Raw genomic sequence first — 15,733 nt, forward strand, 5'->3', positions numbered from 1 at the left:
GCGGGCACACACCCACGTCCGGGACACCTGTCGAGCTGGTCGGGGGCTCAGCCCTTGACGTACGGCTTGCCGTCGGCGGCCGGCGCCCGGACCCTGCCGACCAGGCCGGCCACCGCCAGGATCGTGGCCAGGTAGGGCAGCATCGCCAGGAACTGGCTCGGGATCGCGCTGTTGATCGCGCCCAGGTAGGTGGCGAGCTGGTCGGCGAAGCCGAAGAAGAGCGCGGCGAGCAGCGCCCCGGTCGGATTCCACCGGCCGAAGATCAGCGCGGCCAGCGCGATGAAGCCCTTGCCGCCGATCATGTTCTTGGTGAAGGAGTAGAGCGCCAGCGTGTACGAGGCGCCACCGATGCCGGCGACCACGCCGGCCAGCAGCACGTTGCGGTAACGCACCCGCAGCACCTTGACGCCGAGCGTGTCGGCGGCGATCGGGTGCTCGCCGACCGAGCGGGTACGCAGCCCCCAGCGGGTCCGGAACAGCCCGATGTGGATCACCAGCACCAGCAGCAGGCCCAGGTAGAGGAAGATGTTGCCGCGGAACAGCGCCGGGCCGAGCACCGGGATGTCCTTGAGCAGCGGGATCTCCCAGTTGCTGAACCGGGGTGCGCTGTTGTACTTCTGCGCGTCGGTCTGCATCAGCCGCTCGTAGAGGAAGCCGGTGACGCCCACCGCGAGCAGGTTCAGCACGATCCCCATGACCGTCTGGTCGACCAGGTAGCGGATCGAGAAGACCGCCAGCAACAGCGAGATGAGCGCGCCACCGATCGCGGCGGCGACCAGGCCCACCCAGACGCTGCCGGAGATGCTGCCGAAGAGCGCTCCGCTGAACGCGCCCATCAGCAGCTGACCCTCGATGGCCACGTTGACCACGCCGGAACGCTCGCACAGCACGCCGGCCAGCGCGCCGAAGATCAGCGGCAGGGCCAGGATGAACGTGCCGCGGATGATGTTGACCAGCGGCATGAAGTTCTGCCCGGTCGGGGCGGCGGAGACCTGCCAGCAGAGGAAGGACAGCACGAAGCCGACCAGCCCGACCCCGAGCACGGCCGTGAACCAGCGCTTGGGCACCCCGGCGAGCAGCGCCGCGCCGGCGGCGATCGTGATGATGCCGAACAGGATCGCCCCGATGGTGCCGTTGATCTCCAGTGCGGCGCCGGCAGCGTTCTCACTCAGCGTGAACCGGGCCTGCTGGTCGGTGGCGAGCGCGCCGAAGAGCACCGCCGAGAGCAGGCCGAGCGCCAGCAGCACGAGGCCGGCCTTGCGGCTACGGGTCCAGAACCCTTCGTCGACGGCGGCGACCGCGACGTCGGGGACAGCCATGGTGGACATGAGTTACCAGCCCTTCGCCAGGCTCGTCTGCAACCGGGCGGCCCGTGCGGCCCGGAGCTGGAAGATCGCCTTCACCAGGGCGGGCGCGGCGATGAAGATGACGATCAGCGCCTGGAGCACGGTGACCAGCTCCAGCGAGATGCCCGAGTACGACTGCATCCGGTTGCCGCCGGCCTGGAGGGCGCCGAAGAGCAGCGCGGCCAGCAGCACGCCCCACGGCTTCAGGCGGCCGAGCAGCGCCACCAGGATGCCGTCGAAGCCGATCTGCGCCACCACCAGCGGAGTGAGTGCGCTGGCCGTCGAGCCGAGCACCATGTTCGAGCCGCCGAGACCGGCAAGGATTCCGGCGAGGACCATGATGAGCACGAACGTACGGGTGACGCTGATGCCGGCGGTGCGGGCGGCGTCGGGGTTGGCGCCCACGGCGCGCAGCTCGAAGCCGATCGTCGAACGGTTGAGCAGCCAGGCCACCGCCCAGGTGGCCACCACCGCGAGCAGGATGCCGGAGTGCACCCGCAGGTTGTCGCCGAGCAGCCGGGGCAGCTGCGCCGAGGTGTCCACCGACCTGCTGATGGCGTCGGTGCGGCCCGGGTCCTGCACGCCGTTCTGCACGATCAACCACGTGAGGAAGTACGTGGCGATGTAGTTGAGCATGATCGTGATGATCACCTCGTGGGCGCCGGTACGCGCCTTGAGGATGCCCGGGATGAAACCCCAGATCGCCCCGCCCAGCGCGCCGGCCAGCACCGCCACCAGCAGGTGCAGGCCGGGCGGCAGCGGCAGCAGGAAGCCGGCCAGCGCGGCCAGGATCACGCCGATGGTGGCCTGTCCCTGGGCGCCGATGTTGAACAGGCCGCCGCGGAAGGCCAACGCCACCGACAGGCCGGTGAAGACCAGCGGCGCGGTGTACGTCAGCGTCTCGGAGATCGGCGAGAGCACCGCCTGCCAGCCGTTGGCGCCGTTCAGCCAGCCGGAGAACGTCTGCGGGTCGAAGACCGCGCCCTTGAACAGGTTGGCGTACGCCTCGCTCACCAGCGTCCAGCTGGCGCTGAACGCGTCCGACGGGCGGGCGGTGATGTACGAGTAGGTGCTCAGCACGTCCGGGTCGGAGACGATCATCAGCACCGCGCCGACCACGATCGCCAGCACCAGCGCCAGCAGCGTCACCGTGAAGGTGTTGGCCGCCCAGAGGTTGTCCAGGAACAGCCGGCCCAGGGTCGGCTGTGGCTGCGGCTCCTCCGGCCCCTTGGGTTTGCTGGTCGTGCCGGCCAACTCGGTGTTGCCGAGCGCGTTCTGCGCCGCCTGCGCATGGCTTGCCGGCTCCTTGTCCGGGGAGCCCGACTGCGGCGGGTTCGGGTTGCTCATGCCTCGTCCTCGCTCGGGGGGCCGCCGGCGGTCGCCGGGCCCCCGTCGGTCACCGTGCCGTCGGCAGCCGGCGTACCGGTCGCCGCCGTGCCGGACTCGGTCGCCGTCTGCGGGCTGATGCCGGCCATCAACAGGCCGATCTCCTCGCGCGGGGTGTCCGGGCCGACGATGCCGATGATCCGGCCCCGGTACATCACCGCGATCCGGTCGGCCAGCCCGATCACCTCGTCGAGCTCGCTGGAGACCACCATGACGGCGGTGCCCACGTCCCGCTCGCGGATGACCCGGCTGTGGATGAACTCGATCGACCCCACGTCGACGCCGCGGGTCGGTTGGGCGGCGATGAAGAGCTTCAGCGGCCGGGACAGCTCCCGGGCCACGATCACCTTCTGCTGGTTGCCGCCGGAGAGGGTGCCGACGGGCGCGTCGGCCGAGGAGGTGCGAACGTCGAACTGCTCGATCCGCTCCCTGGCCGACTTGGCGATGGCGTCCGGCTTCAGGGAGATACCGGCGCCGAACGGTGGCCGGTCGTAGATGTCCAGGACCAGGTTCTCGGCGACGCTGAACTCCTTGACCAGGCCGTCGACGCTGCGGTCCTCGGGCACGTAGCCGACGCCCGCGCGGAGCACCTTCTTGGTCGACCAGCCGTGGATCGCCTGCCCGGCCAGGGTGACCGTGCCGGCGAGCACCGGGCGCAGGCCCATGATCGCCTCGATCAGCTCGGTCTGGCCGTTGCCCTGCACGCCCGCCACACCGAGCACCTCGCCCGCGCGCACGGTCAGGTCCACGCCGTCGACCGCCCGGATCTGCCGGTCGTCGTCGACGACCAGCCCGGCGACCTCCAGCACCGGCTCCCCGGGGGTGGCCGGCGCCTTGTCCACGGTGAGCCGGACGCTGCGGCCCACCATCAGCGCGGCCAGCTCGTCCCGGCTGGCCTCCGGTGAGGCGGTGCCGACGGTCCTGCCGCGCCGGATCACGGTGATCCGGTCGGCGATGGCCTTGACCTCGCCGAGTTTGTGGGTGATGAAGACGATCGACTTGCCGGCGGCCTTGAGCGACCGCATGACGGTGAGCAGTTCCTCGGTCTCCTGCGGGGTGAGCACCGCGGTCGGCTCGTCGAGGATCAGGAGGTCGACGTCGCGGGTGAGCGCCTTGACGATCTCCACCCGCTGCTGGATGCCGACCGGCAGGTCCTCGATCACCGCGTCCGGGTCGACCCGCAGGTTGTACCGCTCGGAGACCTCGGCGACCTCGCGTCGGGCGCGCCGTCGGTCCAGGAAGCCGGCGATGCCGCCCCGGACCTGCTCGGCGCCGAGCATGACGTTCTCCGCCACGGTGAAGACCGGCACCAGCATGAAGTGCTGGTGCACCATGCCGATTCCGGCGGCGATCGCGTCGGACGGGCCCTTCAGCTTCAGCGGCTTGCCGTCGACCAGGATCTCGCCCTCGTCGGGCTGGTAGAGCCCGTAGAGCACGTTCATCAGGGTCGACTTGCCCGCGCCGTTCTCGCCGAGCAGGGCGTGAATCTCTCCAGGCTCCACCGTCAGGTCGATGTGGTCGTTGGCGACCAGCTCACCGAACCGCTTGGTGATGCCGCGCAGTTCGAGTCTCAGCGCAACCTCCTGGAGTGCGAGCGATGGTGCAGCGTAGCTGCCGGTCGACCGGGCCGGGCCGGGCCGGTCGCCGTTGGCGCGCGACCGGCCGCCCCGGCCCCGCGAGGTCATGCCCCGCGGCGCCGGAGCGGCCGGATCGGTCGTACTGTCCCCCGCCGGCCCCCCGATGATCTCACCGGGGAGGTCGGCCGGTCGTCACTTGGTCGGCTGGGCCTGTGAGGTGACGGTGATGGTGCCGGCGGCGATGTCCGCCTTGATCTTGTCGACTTCGGCCTTCAGCTCGGCCGGAACCTTGCTCTCGAAGTCGTGGTACGGGGCGATCGAGACGCCGTTGTTGGCCAGGGTGCCGACGAAGCCCGGCTTGGCCTGCAGCTTCTCGCCACCGGCGGCCTTGACCACGGCCTCCTTGACGGCGTCCGGGATGTTCTTGACCACGGTGGTCAGGATCGCCGAGCAGTCCGGGGTGCTCTCGCAGCCGTCGACGTCCACCCAGATGGTGCTGTACTTGCCGCCCGAGGCCTTGGCCGCGCCGGTGGTGCCGAGGCCCGAGCCGCCGGCGACCGGCATGACGATGTCGGCGCCCTGGGCGACCAGCGCGTCGGAGACCTTCTTGCCCTCGTCCTGCTTGGCGAAGTCGTTGGTGAAGGAGCCCTTCTGGGTCTGCTTGTTCCAGCCCAGCGCCTGGACGTTCTTGCCCTTGGCCTTGTTGAAGTACGCCACCCCGTCGACGAAGCCGTCCATGAAGATGGTGACCGGCGGGATCGGGATCGCGCCGTAGGTGCCGACCTTGCCGGTCTTGGTCATCCCGGCGGCCAGGTAGCCGGCCTGGAAGGCCGCCTGGGCGGTGTCGAACTGCATCGGGTAGACGTTGGCCACACCCGGGTCGGCGTCGACGATGCCGAACACCTGGTTCGGGTTCGCCGTCGCGATCTTCTTGGTGGCGTTCGACATCAGGCCACCGACGGCCAGGATGAAGTCGCACTTCTGGTTGACGAACTGCGTCAGGTTCGGCTCGTAGTCGGCCTCGGCCTTCGACGCGACGTACTTGATGTCGATGTTGGAGTTGGCGGCCTTGGCCTCCTGCAGGCCCTTCCACGCCGAGGCGTTGAAGGACTTGTCGTCGATGCCGCCGACGTCGGTCACCATGCAGGCGCTGTACTTCTTGGCGCCACTGCCGGCGTTGTTGTCATCCTTCGGGGCCTCACCACACGCGGCGGCGCTCAGCACGAGCCCACCCACCGCGAGCACCGAGGCGATCCGCATCCCACGCACCGAGCGCAAGACGTCTCCTTCCCATTGCACACCGCGCCTTGTGCGGTGGCAGCCCATCAGCCGACCTGCGGTGTGCCGCCGGCTGTCCCACGTTACGGACGGGAGCGTACGCCCGCGCCCACCCACCGGCCGACAATCGTGCACGACTGTTGAGCGCCTGTTACCCGGGTGTAACCCTCGGGTGGGGCAGATCACTCTTCGTGCTGGTAGCCGAGCGCCCAGGCGTCGCGAACGTCCGTTTCCGTGGCCGGTCCCCTGCTGCGGACGTTACCGCCAAAAGACCGCCACCGCCGCGTTGACCAGGGTCAGCCCGACGATCGCGAGGAAGTGGCCCCGGTTGACCACGTCCCGCTTCCGGGAGAAGAAGACCATGATGAAGATCAGCAGCGCGAGCACCAGCTTCGTCACAAGTTTCGCCGGGGCCGGCTCGTCACCGTCGCGCAGCGGCGCGGCGAGCCCGAGGCCGGTCAACAGACCGATCACGGACCCCCAGAGCATGGCCGGGTTGATTCGCAGCCGGCCGCTGACGTACTGGGCGATCGAACCGCCGAGCAACAGCGCGAAACCGATGAGATGGACATAGAGGAGGATCAACCGCAGTGCTTCCACGCCGCCCATCCTGCCCCATCAACGACGGTTCGTAGTAGGGGGGCGCGCTCAGCGCGTGGCGACGGCCGCCCGCTCGTCCTGCGGGGTCGTGGTCGGGTTCAGTCGCGGCGCCCTGCTCGACACGCCCACCCGACCGGCACCTGACCGGCGGCTGCGCGGCCGGTCAGGGCAGCCGCCAGACCTGGAAGGTCGGGCCGTCGCCGGGCAGATTGAGCCCTCCGGCCGGGTCCGGCCGCAGCGCCGGCGCGCCGCCGTACAGGTTCTCGACCGCCGGCAGGCCAGCCAGCCGAACCGGAGCGCCGGCCGCCCGCCGGGCCAGTACAAGCACCGCGCCGGTCGGTGCCTCCCGCAGGTAGACCAGCGTGTCCGGGTCGTGGTGCAGCCAGCGCAGGCCGCCGTGGCGCAGCGCCGGCTCGCCACGGCGCAGCGCGATCAGGGACCGGTACGTGGCGAACGTGCCGGCGTCCCAGCTCCGCGGACGGTGCCACGGCATCGGGGTACGCGAGCCCTCGCCGTTGGTCCCGGTCAGGCCCAACTCGTCTCCCGCGAAGATCATCGGAGTGCCGGGCAGGGTGGCGAGCAGGCCGGCGGCGACCTGCTGTCGGGCCGCGTCGCCGACCACGGTGCGGATGCGGGCCGAGTCGTGCGAGCCGAGCAGCTGCCAGGAGTGCACGTACGAGCGCCAGGAGACCAGCGAGCGGTAGGCGTTCATGGTGGCCAGTACCGCGCCGGAGTCCCGCCGGACCACCCCACCGGGGGTGCCGAGGAAGTTCGGCACCGGCCGGTCACCGTGGCACAGCCAGGACCAGACCGGGTCGGTGAAGCCGACGTAGTTCATCGTCCCGTGCCAGCCGTCGCGGTCCAGGTCACCGGTGTGGTCGTGGCCGTGCTCGGCCATCACCAGCCCGTCCGGTCGGGTCTGCGTGACCACCGACCGCAGCAGCGCCGCCACCTCGCGGGTGTACGCGTCGGCGCCCCGCCGTCCGGTCATGTTCGCCACGTCCACCCGCCAGCCGTCCAACCCGTACGGCGGGCGCAGCCAGCGGCGCAGCGGCGAGTCGTCGGCGACGGCGAACCGGCGGCGGAGTTCGACGCTTCCCCAGTTCAGCTTCGGCAGCGACGTGACCCCGTTCCACGACTCGTGGTCGCCGGTGCTCTCATCGAAGTAGTACAGCTCCCGCTCGGGGGCGTGCTCGTGGGCGGCGGCGGTGAACCACTCGTGCCCGTCGCCGGTGTGGTTGCTGGTGATGTCGCCGAGCAGCCGCCAGCCCCGGGCGCGTACCGCGTCGGCCAGCCGGGCCAGCGCGGCGTCCCCGCCGAGCAGCGGGTCCACCCGGTCGAAGCTGGCCGCGTCGTACCGGTGGTTGGAACGGGCCGGGAAGATCGGGGTCAGGTAGACGGTGTTCACCCCGAGCCGGTCCAGGTGGTCCAGCCGCTCGACGATCCCGTCCAGGTCACCGCCGTAGCACTGGTACGGCGTCTCCGGGCCACTCCCGATCACCGGGGTGTCCCAGTCGCAGGGGATGGCCCAGGCCGGTAGCGGCCGGCCGTCCGCCGCCGCGGAGCGGGCGAACCGGTCCGGAAATATCTGGTAGACCACCGCATCGCGGGCCCAGGCCGGCGGCGGAGCGTGGGTCACCAGCTTGAAGTCGCTGGCGTCCGGCACGTCGTGGTCGACCACGCCGGCTGCTGTCAACCACCGTCTGCCCCGCCCGGAGAGCAGGAAGCGGTAGTTGCTGACCGGGTTGCGGGCCTCGACCTCGGCCCGCCACCAGACGTCCCCGACGTCCGCGCGGTCCACCACAGCCTCGGCGAACCTCGGCTCCCCGTCGCCGGTGGTCCGTACGTGCACCTGCCGGACGTCCGCGCCGGCCGGCACCCGGACGAAAACGTCGACGGACTCCCCCAGCCTCGGCTCCTGCTGCGGGACATAGCGGGCGGACCCGTCGTGGTGCGGCTGCACGGCAGGGCTCTCTCTCGTACTCGGGTTGCCTGGGGCTACGGACGCCGAGCGGGCGGGCCGGCCGGAGACCCCGCCCCGGGCCGGCGCAGCCCGCCACCGGCTAGCCCTTCACGGCGCCGGCGGTGAGCCCGGAGACGATGTAGCGCTGAAGGAGCTGGAAGACCAGCACGGTGGGGATCGCGGTGAGCAGCGTGCCGGCCGCGAAGATGCCGAAGTTGCTGTTGCGCTCGTTGCCCTCCAACATGCCGTACATCCCGACCGCGAGGGTCTTCTGCCCGGTGTCGGTGAGGAAGACGTTCGCGATCAGGAACTCGTTGATGGTGCCGATGAACGCCAGTAGGCCGGTCACCGCCAGGATCGGCGCCACCAGCGGCAGCATGATCCGGAAGAAGACCTGGGCGTGCGAGGCGCCGTCCATGGTGGCCGACTCGTCCAGCTCCCGGGGCAGGGTGTCGAAGAAGCCCTTCATCAGCCACGTGTTGACCCCGAGCGCGCCACCCATGTAGAGCAGCAGCAGGCCCCACGGGGTGTTGAAGCCGATCGCCGGCCACAGGTCGGTGATCGTGCCGAAGATCAGGTAGATGGCCACGATCGCCAGGAACTGCGGGAACATCTGGATCAGCAGCAGCGAGAGCAGGCCCGTCCGCCGGCCGCGGAACCGCATCCGGGAGAAGGCGTACGCGGCCAGCGCGGAGAGGAACACCGACGCGAATGCGGCCACCCCGGCGATCAGCAGCGAGTTGAGGAACCACCGTTCGAAGGACGTCCGCTCGAACAGCTCGCCGAAGTTGCCGAACGACACCCCACCGCTCGGCACCAGGTCGGTGGAGGAGAGCGTGCCGAGCGGGTTGAGCGCGGCGGAGAGCACGAACACGATCGGGAAGAGGCTGAACAGCACCGCGAGCACGGCGACCAGGTGCCGCCAACCGACCTGCGCGAACCAGCGGTTGGGTCGCCGTCCGGCGACGTCGCGGTCGACCGCTGGCGGGCGCCCGGCCGTGTCGCCAGTACGCGGGGTACCGGAGAGCGTGGTCACGAGTACACCTCCTCCTGCTTGCGGGTCCGTCGGAAGCTGACCGCGGAGACCACCGCGACGATGGCGAAGATGAACAGCGAGATCGAAGCGGCGAAGCCGAACTGGGCGCCCTGCCCGCCGAAGGCCAACCGGTACGTGTACGTGATCAGCAGGTCGGTGGCGCCGTTTGTCGGGTTGTCCGCTGGGAACGGCGCGCCCTCGGTGGTCAGGTAGATCGCATTGAAGTTGTTGAAGTTGTACGCGAACGACGAGATCAGCAACGGGGAGAGCGCGACCAGCAGCAGTGGCAGGGTGACCGCACGGAAGGACTGCCAGGGCGAGGCCCCGTCCACCGAGGTCGCCTCGGTCAACTCCTGGGGGATGGCCTGCAACGCGCCGGTGGCCACCAGGAACATGTACGGGTAGCCCAGCCAGAGCTGCACCAGGATCACCGCGAAGCGGGCGGTCCAGTCCTGGCCGAACCAGTCCACCCCGACGCCGAACAGGTTGTTGATCAGACCGAAGTCGGTGTTGAACATGTCCCGCCAGACCAGCAGCATCGCGAACGACGGCATGGCGTACGGCAGGATCAGCAGCACCCGGTAGAGGTTGGTCCCGCGCATCCGTGGCGAGTGCAGCGCGAGCGCGACCAGCATGCCCAGCAGGAACGTGCCGCCGGTGGAGCCGATGGCGAAGGCGAAGTTCCAGACCAGCGTGCCGAGGAACGGGCCGGAGATGTTCCGGTCGGTGAGCACCCGGGTGAAGTTGCTCAGCCCGACGTTGACCCTCCAGCCCTGGGCCAGCCGCTCGCCGTCGGCCGCCACGAAGGCGCCCGCGTCCCCGTCGGCGGTCCAGGTCTTGCCGGTCTCGGTGTCGCGTACGCAGTCACAGCCGGCCTCGTACGCGCGTACCGCCTTGCCCTCGTAGGCGCGGGACAGCCCGCTGGAGCGCAGCGCGCCGCCCGCGGTGGGCACCACCAGGTCGGTGATCTCCTTGCTGCGGGCGCTGGCCTGACCGAAGTTCAGCACGGTGTAACCGTCGGCCGCGGTGACCTTGCCGCCCGGGGCGACCGTCACGTCGGCGGCGTCGAGCTGGCGCAGTCCGTTGGCGTCCCCCGCGGAGACCGTGCCGGTGGTGGGGTCGGAAACCAGGAAGACCAGCGGGCCGCTGGCCGGGTCGCCCTTGGTGGCGATGGACAGGGCGTACTCGGCGGAGCCGGGCACCTGGGTGACCGAGGAGGTCTGGATCGCCACGATCGCGTCGTCCTTGGTGCCGCGGTGCCCGTCGCCGAAGTTGGTGAACGAGGTGGTCGCGGTGTACAGCACCGGGAAGATCTGGAAGGCGATCAGGAAGAGCGTGCCGGGGACCAGGTACTTGGCCGGGATGTGCCGACGGGTGAGGTAGAGGTAGAACAGCCCGGCGGTGGTCGCCGCCAGCAGGGCCAGCCCGGCCCACTTCCGGCCGTCGACCAGCGGGAAGGCGGCCCAGAGCGCGATCCCGGCGGTCAGGCCGAGCAGCACGACCTTGGCAGCGAGGCCGGTCGCGGTGATCGGCGCGTCTTGCTGGCGCGCGGTACGGGAGCGCGGGGGCCCGGAGCCGACGGGCCCCCGGCCCGGGGCCTGCGTGGCAGACCCCGGGCCGGACGGCGGCGTACTCATTACTTGATCTGACCGGAGATCGTCTTGCCGGCCGCGGTGATGGTCGTGGCCGGGTCGGCGCCGCCGACCACGGCGGCCTCGGCCTTGCCGAACGGGTCCCAGATCGCGGCCATGGCCGGGATGGCCGGGAGCACCTGACCGTTCTTGCCGGCCTCCTGGAACTTGGCCAGGTCCGGGTCGCTGCCCTTGACCTGGTCGAGAGCGGCGGTCAGCGCCGGCGGCCGGGGCTCGGCGTTGTACAGCGCGACGGCCAACTCGGGAGTGGTGGTGTAGTTGGCCACAAACTCCTGGGCCAGGGCCTTGTTCTTACCCTTGGCCGCGACGTAGAACGCCTGCACGCCCACGAACGGCTGGGCCTCCTTGCCACCGGCGAAGCCGGGGATCGCGGAGATGTCGTACTTGACGCCGGCCTTCTTGATGTCGGCGATGGCCCACGGGCCGGAGACCAGGTACGGGCACTTCTTGCCGTTGAAGGTGGCGATCGAGTTGGTGTCGGCGATGGAGCGCTTGAGCACGCCCTCGCCCTTCTCGCCCAGCGCGCCGATCTTCTTGAACGCCTCGATCGACTCGGGCTTGCCCACGCCCAGGTCCTTCGGGTCGTAGTCGCCGGTGGCGGTGGTGCCGAACAGGTAGCCGCCGGCGGAGGTGTACAGCGGGTAGATGTGGTACGCGTCGCCCTTCTGGCCGATCTGCAGGCAGAGCGTCTCGGTGGTCTTCTTCGCCGCCTTGAGCTGCTTGCCGTTGGCGACCAGGTCCTCGATGGTCTTCGGCGCCTCGGGGGCCAGTTCGGTGTTGCGGATCAGCGCCAAGTTCTCCTGGGCGTAGGGCACGCCGTAGATCTGGCCGTTGAAGGTGACCGCCTTGACGGCGGTCTGGTTGAACCCGCTCTTCTGATCGGCGGCCAGCTGCACCGGGTCGATGGCGCCGTTCTGCACCAAGTTGCCGATCCAGTCGTGCGCGCCCACCACGACGTCCGGGCCGCTGCCCTGCTGCGACGCGGTGACGAAGTTGGTCTGCAGGTCCTTGCTGACGGCCTGCACCTCGACGGTGACGCCGTTCTCCTGGCCGAACTTCTCGGCGAAGGGCTTGAGGGCCGCGGTCCGCTTGTCGTCGGCCCAGATCACGAGCTTGCCGCCGGCGGCCTTGGGGGATTCCTTCGCGGCCGGCTCGTCGCTGTCGCTACCGCACCCGGAGGCGGCCAGCGCCAGGGTGAAGAGGGCGACCACACCCGCGGTACGGATGCGCATCGGGACTCCTGTCGTCACGGCGGGTCGCGGGGGATGCGGCCCGCCAGGGGGAAGGTCTGGAAGTTCTTGCCAACCGGCGCAGCACTGCTGCGCCGCTGCTCTCGCATGTTGCGGGGACGTTAGCAAGACGTTGCAGAGAATGGAAGGGATTGCAAGGGCATACGCAAGAAGTTGCCAGTGGGCTAAAGTGCCGCTCATGCGCGCTCGACTGTCCGACATCGCCCAGCAGGCCGAAGTCAGCGAGGCCACGGTGTCGCGGGTGCTCAACGACCGCCCCGGCGTGGCCGCGGAGACCCGGCAGGCCGTCCTCACCGCTCTCGACGTGCTCGGCTACGAGCGCCCGGCCCGGCTGCGCAAGCGCAGCGCCGGGCTGGTCGGCCTGGTGGTGCCGGAGCTGGAGAACCCGATCTTTCCGGCCTTCGCGCAGGTCATCGAGTCGACCCTGGCGCAGAGCGGGTTCACGTCGGTGCTGTGCACGCAGACTCCGGGCGGGGTCACCGAGGACGAGTACGTCGAGATGCTGCTCGACCGGCAGGTCTCCGGGATCGCCTTCGTCTCCGGCCTGCACGCCGACACGGCGGCGAACCACGACCGCTACCGGGCGCTGATCGCCCGGCCGCTGCCGGTCGTCATGATCAACGGGTACGTGCCCGGCATCGGCGCCCCCTTCGTCTCCTGCGACGACCGGGAGGCCGCCGAACTGGCCGTGGCGCACCTGGTCGCGCTCGGGCACCGGCGGATCGGTCTGATCACCGGCCCGGACCGCTTCGTCCCGGTGCAGCGCAAGGTGGCCGGCTGGCGCTCCGCGATGACTCGGCTCGCCGGGGTGGCCGAGGCCGACCTGGACGACCTGGCGGAGCTGACGCTGTTCGGCGTGGAGGGCGGCGAGGCGGCGGCCGGCCGGCTGCTGGACCGCGGCGTCACCGGCGTGGTCTGCGGCTCCGACCTGATGGCGCTCGGCGCGATCCGGGCCGCCCGCCAGCGCGGCCTCTCGGTCCCCGGCGACGTCTCGGTCCTCGGGTACGACGACTCGCCGCTGATGGCCTTCACCGACCCGCCGCTGACCACCATGCGGCAGCCGGTCGCCGCGATGGCGGTGGCCGCCGTCCGGGCGCTGGTGGACGAGATCAACGGCCACGCCGCCCCGCACTCGGAGTACCTGTTCCGTCCGGAACTGGTGGTCCGCGGGTCCACCGCGGTCGCGCCGGCGTCCGCCCGCTCGGCCACCGGCGGGTCGAACCGGCACCGCCCCGGGCCGCCGGCGCTGGCCATCCCCGCCTGAACCGCGCCGACCGCCGGTCCGGTGGCGGTCATTCCTTGCGCAAGGACTGCTTGACTCTTGCAGTCCTCGGCCGGCATATTGCTCAGACATCCGCGCTGCCACCCGCCGTGGCACGCCGGCTGCCGCCGCACCGGCCCGAGGAAGACGGGGAACGCACCGATGACCGCCAGCACCACCACGCCGCCCCGCACCACCGACGACGACTGGTGGCGCTCCGCGGTCGTCTACCAGGTCTACGTGCGCAGCTTCGCCGACAGTGACGGGGATGGCGTCGGTGACCTCCAGGGCATCCGCGAGCGGCTGCCGTACCTGCGCGACCTCGGCGTGGACGCGCTCTGGCTGACCCCCTTCTACACCTCCCCGATGATCGACGGCGGGTACGACGTCGCCGACTACCGCGACGTCGACCCGATGTTCGGCACCCTCACCGACTTCGACGAGATGATCACCGACGCGCACGCGCTCGGGCTGCGGATCATCGTCGACCTCGTGCCCAACCACACCTCCAGCGCGCACCGCTGGTTCACCGCCGCCCTCGCCGCCGGTCCCGACTCCCCCGAGCGGGCCCGCTACCTCTTCGCCGAGGGTCGCGGCGAGCACGGCGAACTGCCGCCGAACGACTGGGAGAGCATCTTCGGCGGCCCCGCCTGGACGCGGGTGGCGGACGGGCAGTGGTACCTGCACCTGTTCGACCCGGCCCAGCCCGACCTGAACTGGCGGCACCCGGAGGTCCGGGCCGAATTCTCCGACGTGCTGCGGTTCTGGCTGGACCGGGGCGTGGACGGCTTCCGGGTCGACGTGGCGCACGGGATGATCAAGGCCGAAGGCCTGCCGGACGTCGGCTTCAGCACGATGACCACCGGCCAGCGCCAGGTGGAACTGCTCGGCAAGGGCCGACTGCCCTACTTCGACCAGGACGAGGTGCACGAGATCTACCGCGCCTGGCGGCCCATCCTGGACAGCTACCCCGGTGGCCGGATGGCGGTCGCCGAGGCGTGGGCCGAGACCCCGCAGCGACTGGCCCGCTACATCGGGCCGGACGAGCTGCACCAGGCGTTCAGCTTCGACTTCCTCGACGCCACCTGGTCGGCCGACTCGTTCCGCAAGGTGATCGACACCGCCCTGGCCGAGTCGGCCGTGGTCGGCGCGCCCACCACCTGGGTGCTGTCCAACCACGACAAGCAGCGGCACGTCACCCGCTACGGCGACGGCGCCGAGGGGCTGCGCCGAGCCCGCGCCGCCAGCCTGCTGATGCTCGCCCTGCCCGGCTGCGCCTACCTCTACCAGGGCGAGGAACTGGGCCTGCCGGAGGTGCTCGACCTCCCTGACGAGCTGCGCCAGGATCCGGCGTTCCTGCGCACCGGCGAGAGCCGGGACGGCTGCCGGGTACCCATCCCGTGGAGCGGCGAGCTGGCCCCGTACGGCTTCGGTCCCGCCGGCAGCGACCTGAGCTGGCTACCGGCCCCGGCGACCTGGCGTGGCCTGTCGGTGGCCGCCCAGACCGGCGTGGCCGACTCGACGCTGGAGCTCTACCGGGCCGCGCTGCGGATCCGACACGAGCACCCGGCGCTCGCCTCCGGAGCCGGCGGCGTGACCTGGCTGGAGACGGAGCCGGGCGTGCTGGCCTTTACGCGCGCCGCCGGCGCGGCGGTGCTGACCTGCGTGGTCAACCTCAGCGGCGCTCCGGTCCTGATCGACGGGTACGGCGCGCCGATCGCCGCCAGCGAGGCGCTCACCGGGCAGGGCTCCGGCCATCTGCTGCCGGTCGACGCGGCCGCCTGGTTCGAACGGCGCTGAGCGGGTAACTCGTCCTCGACCTGGTCGTCCGTTGTGCCCCGCGCCGACGGGCGACTGGGCTACCGACCCCTTGTGGTGGGGGGTGAGGTGGCGCCGGCGCCGTGCGGAGTCCGCTCCGCGCGGCGCCGGTGTCCGTCCGCGCCGGGTGTGCTGGGTCGCCGCGGTGGGTACCGCACCCAAACCGACGCGGCGGAGGTGACCCATGGTGGTACGGATGGCGCAGTGCACGATCGACGTCGAGGACCTGGACGTGATGACCGCGTTCTGGTCGGCGGCGCTCGGCTACGAGATCGAACGGGGCGGTGACGGCAGCGCCAAGCTCTGGCCCGCCGGGCAGCCCGCCGGCGCGGCCCCCACCGTCTGGTTGCAGGGTTCCGGCACGGCCAAGCGCGGGAAGAACCGGCTGCACCTCGACCTGGTCTCCGACGGTGACCCGGAGGCCGAGGTGCGACGGCTCGTCGGGCTGGGCGCCCGCCGCGTGGACGTCGGGCAGAGCGGCACCGAGAGGTTCACCGTGCTCGCCGATCCCGAGGGCAACGAGTTCTGCGTCCTGGACGCCCTTCCGACGCGCTGACCGCCGGCCG

12 protein-coding genes are annotated in these 15,733 nt (G+C 70.9%); 3 read left to right on the forward strand and 9 right to left on the reverse strand.

The genetic code is table 11. The annotated features are described in order from the left end of the window. Positions 1–47 precede the first annotated feature (47 nt). The 9 genes from ACFOW4_RS22365 to ACFOW4_RS22405 form a co-directional block, all read right to left on the reverse strand. A complete protein-coding gene (locus ACFOW4_RS22365) occupies positions 48–1,328 on the reverse strand; it encodes an ABC transporter permease (RefSeq protein WP_377530791.1) in 1,281 nt (426 codons plus the stop codon). Positions 1,329–1,331: 3 nt separating this feature from the next. Next, on the reverse strand, positions 1,332–2,693 hold the full coding sequence (locus ACFOW4_RS22370) for an ABC transporter permease (RefSeq protein ID WP_377530793.1): 1,362 nt from the start codon (positions 2,691–2,693) through the stop codon (positions 1,332–1,334). After that, positions 2,690–4,417, reverse strand: a complete 1,728-nt coding sequence (locus ACFOW4_RS22375) for an ABC transporter ATP-binding protein (protein WP_377530795.1) — start codon at positions 4,415–4,417, stop codon at positions 2,690–2,692. The genes ACFOW4_RS22370 and ACFOW4_RS22375 overlap by 4 nt, the downstream gene beginning before the upstream one ends. Positions 4,418–4,501: 84 nt before the next feature. Then, positions 4,502–5,569, reverse strand: coding sequence for a BMP family protein (locus ACFOW4_RS22380; RefSeq protein WP_377531700.1), 1,068 nt, complete (start codon positions 5,567–5,569; stop codon positions 4,502–4,504). A gap of 276 nt (positions 5,570–5,845) precedes the next feature. After that, positions 5,846–6,187 (reverse strand): hypothetical protein, encoded by a 342-nt coding sequence (locus ACFOW4_RS22385; RefSeq protein WP_377530798.1) that lies wholly within the window; start codon positions 6,185–6,187, stop codon positions 5,846–5,848. Positions 6,188–6,350: 163 nt separating this feature from the next. Then, positions 6,351–8,150: a glycoside hydrolase family 13 protein gene (locus ACFOW4_RS22390; protein ID WP_377530800.1), complete on the reverse strand. Its 1,800-nt coding sequence runs from the start codon at positions 8,148–8,150 to the stop codon at positions 6,351–6,353. A gap of 100 nt (positions 8,151–8,250) precedes the next feature. Continuing rightward, positions 8,251–9,066 (reverse strand): sugar ABC transporter permease, encoded by an 816-nt coding sequence (locus tag ACFOW4_RS22395; protein ID WP_377531702.1) that lies wholly within the window; start codon positions 9,064–9,066, stop codon positions 8,251–8,253. Positions 9,067–9,182: 116 nt separating this feature from the next. After that, on the reverse strand, positions 9,183–10,823 hold the full coding sequence (locus tag ACFOW4_RS22400) for an ABC transporter permease subunit (protein WP_377530802.1): 1,641 nt from the start codon (positions 10,821–10,823) through the stop codon (positions 9,183–9,185). Beyond that, the gene (locus ACFOW4_RS22405; RefSeq protein ID WP_377530804.1) at positions 10,823–12,070 is read right to left on the reverse strand and encodes an extracellular solute-binding protein; all 1,248 of its coding nucleotides are present in this window, start codon (positions 12,068–12,070) and stop codon (positions 10,823–10,825) included. The genes ACFOW4_RS22400 and ACFOW4_RS22405 overlap by 1 nt, the downstream gene beginning before the upstream one ends. Before the next feature lie 196 nt (positions 12,071–12,266). Here ACFOW4_RS22405 and ACFOW4_RS22410 point away from each other — a divergent pair, with 196 nt between their 5' ends. The 3 genes from ACFOW4_RS22410 to ACFOW4_RS22420 all read left to right on the forward strand — a co-directional run bounded on the left by ACFOW4_RS22410 (position 12,267) and on the right by ACFOW4_RS22420 (position 15,723). Further along, positions 12,267–13,352, forward strand: coding sequence for a LacI family DNA-binding transcriptional regulator (locus ACFOW4_RS22410; RefSeq protein WP_377530807.1), 1,086 nt, complete (start codon positions 12,267–12,269; stop codon positions 13,350–13,352). 159 nt (positions 13,353–13,511) lie between these two features. After that, positions 13,512–15,149, forward strand: coding sequence for a glycoside hydrolase family 13 protein (locus tag ACFOW4_RS22415; RefSeq protein WP_377530808.1), 1,638 nt, complete (start codon positions 13,512–13,514; stop codon positions 15,147–15,149). Between the two features lie 202 nt (positions 15,150–15,351). Beyond that, on the forward strand, positions 15,352–15,723 hold the full coding sequence (locus tag ACFOW4_RS22420) for a VOC family protein (RefSeq protein ID WP_377530811.1): 372 nt from the start codon (positions 15,352–15,354) through the stop codon (positions 15,721–15,723). Positions 15,724–15,733 lie beyond the last annotated feature (10 nt).

This window comes from Micromonospora sp. GCM10011542 (assembly GCF_042650685.1).
Lineage (GTDB): Bacteria > Actinomycetota > Actinomycetes > Mycobacteriales > Micromonosporaceae > Micromonospora.

Excerpts from the sequence above, each read along its gene's own strand:
- ACFOW4_RS22365 (WP_377530791.1), bottom strand. The coding sequence starts at position 1,328 with ATGTCCACCATGGCTGTCCCCGACGTCGCGGTCGCCGCCGTCGACGAA.
- ACFOW4_RS22370 (WP_377530793.1), bottom strand. The coding sequence starts at position 2,693 with ATGAGCAACCCGAACCCGCCGCAGTCGGGCTCCCCGGACAAGGAGCCG.
- ACFOW4_RS22375 (WP_377530795.1), bottom strand. The coding sequence starts at position 4,417 with ATGACCTCGCGGGGCCGGGGCGGCCGGTCGCGCGCCAACGGCGACCGG.
- ACFOW4_RS22380 (WP_377531700.1), bottom strand. The coding sequence starts at position 5,569 with ATGCGGATCGCCTCGGTGCTCGCGGTGGGTGGGCTCGTGCTGAGCGCC.
- ACFOW4_RS22400 (WP_377530802.1), bottom strand. The coding sequence starts at position 10,823 with ATGAGTACGCCGCCGTCCGGCCCGGGGTCTGCCACGCAGGCCCCGGGC.
- ACFOW4_RS22405 (WP_377530804.1), bottom strand. The coding sequence starts at position 12,070 with ATGCGCATCCGTACCGCGGGTGTGGTCGCCCTCTTCACCCTGGCGCTG.
- ACFOW4_RS22410 (WP_377530807.1), top strand. The coding sequence starts at position 12,267 with ATGCGCGCTCGACTGTCCGACATCGCCCAGCAGGCCGAAGTCAGCGAG.
- ACFOW4_RS22415 (WP_377530808.1), top strand. The coding sequence starts at position 13,512 with ATGACCGCCAGCACCACCACGCCGCCCCGCACCACCGACGACGACTGG.
- ACFOW4_RS22420 (WP_377530811.1), top strand. The coding sequence starts at position 15,352 with ATGGTGGTACGGATGGCGCAGTGCACGATCGACGTCGAGGACCTGGAC.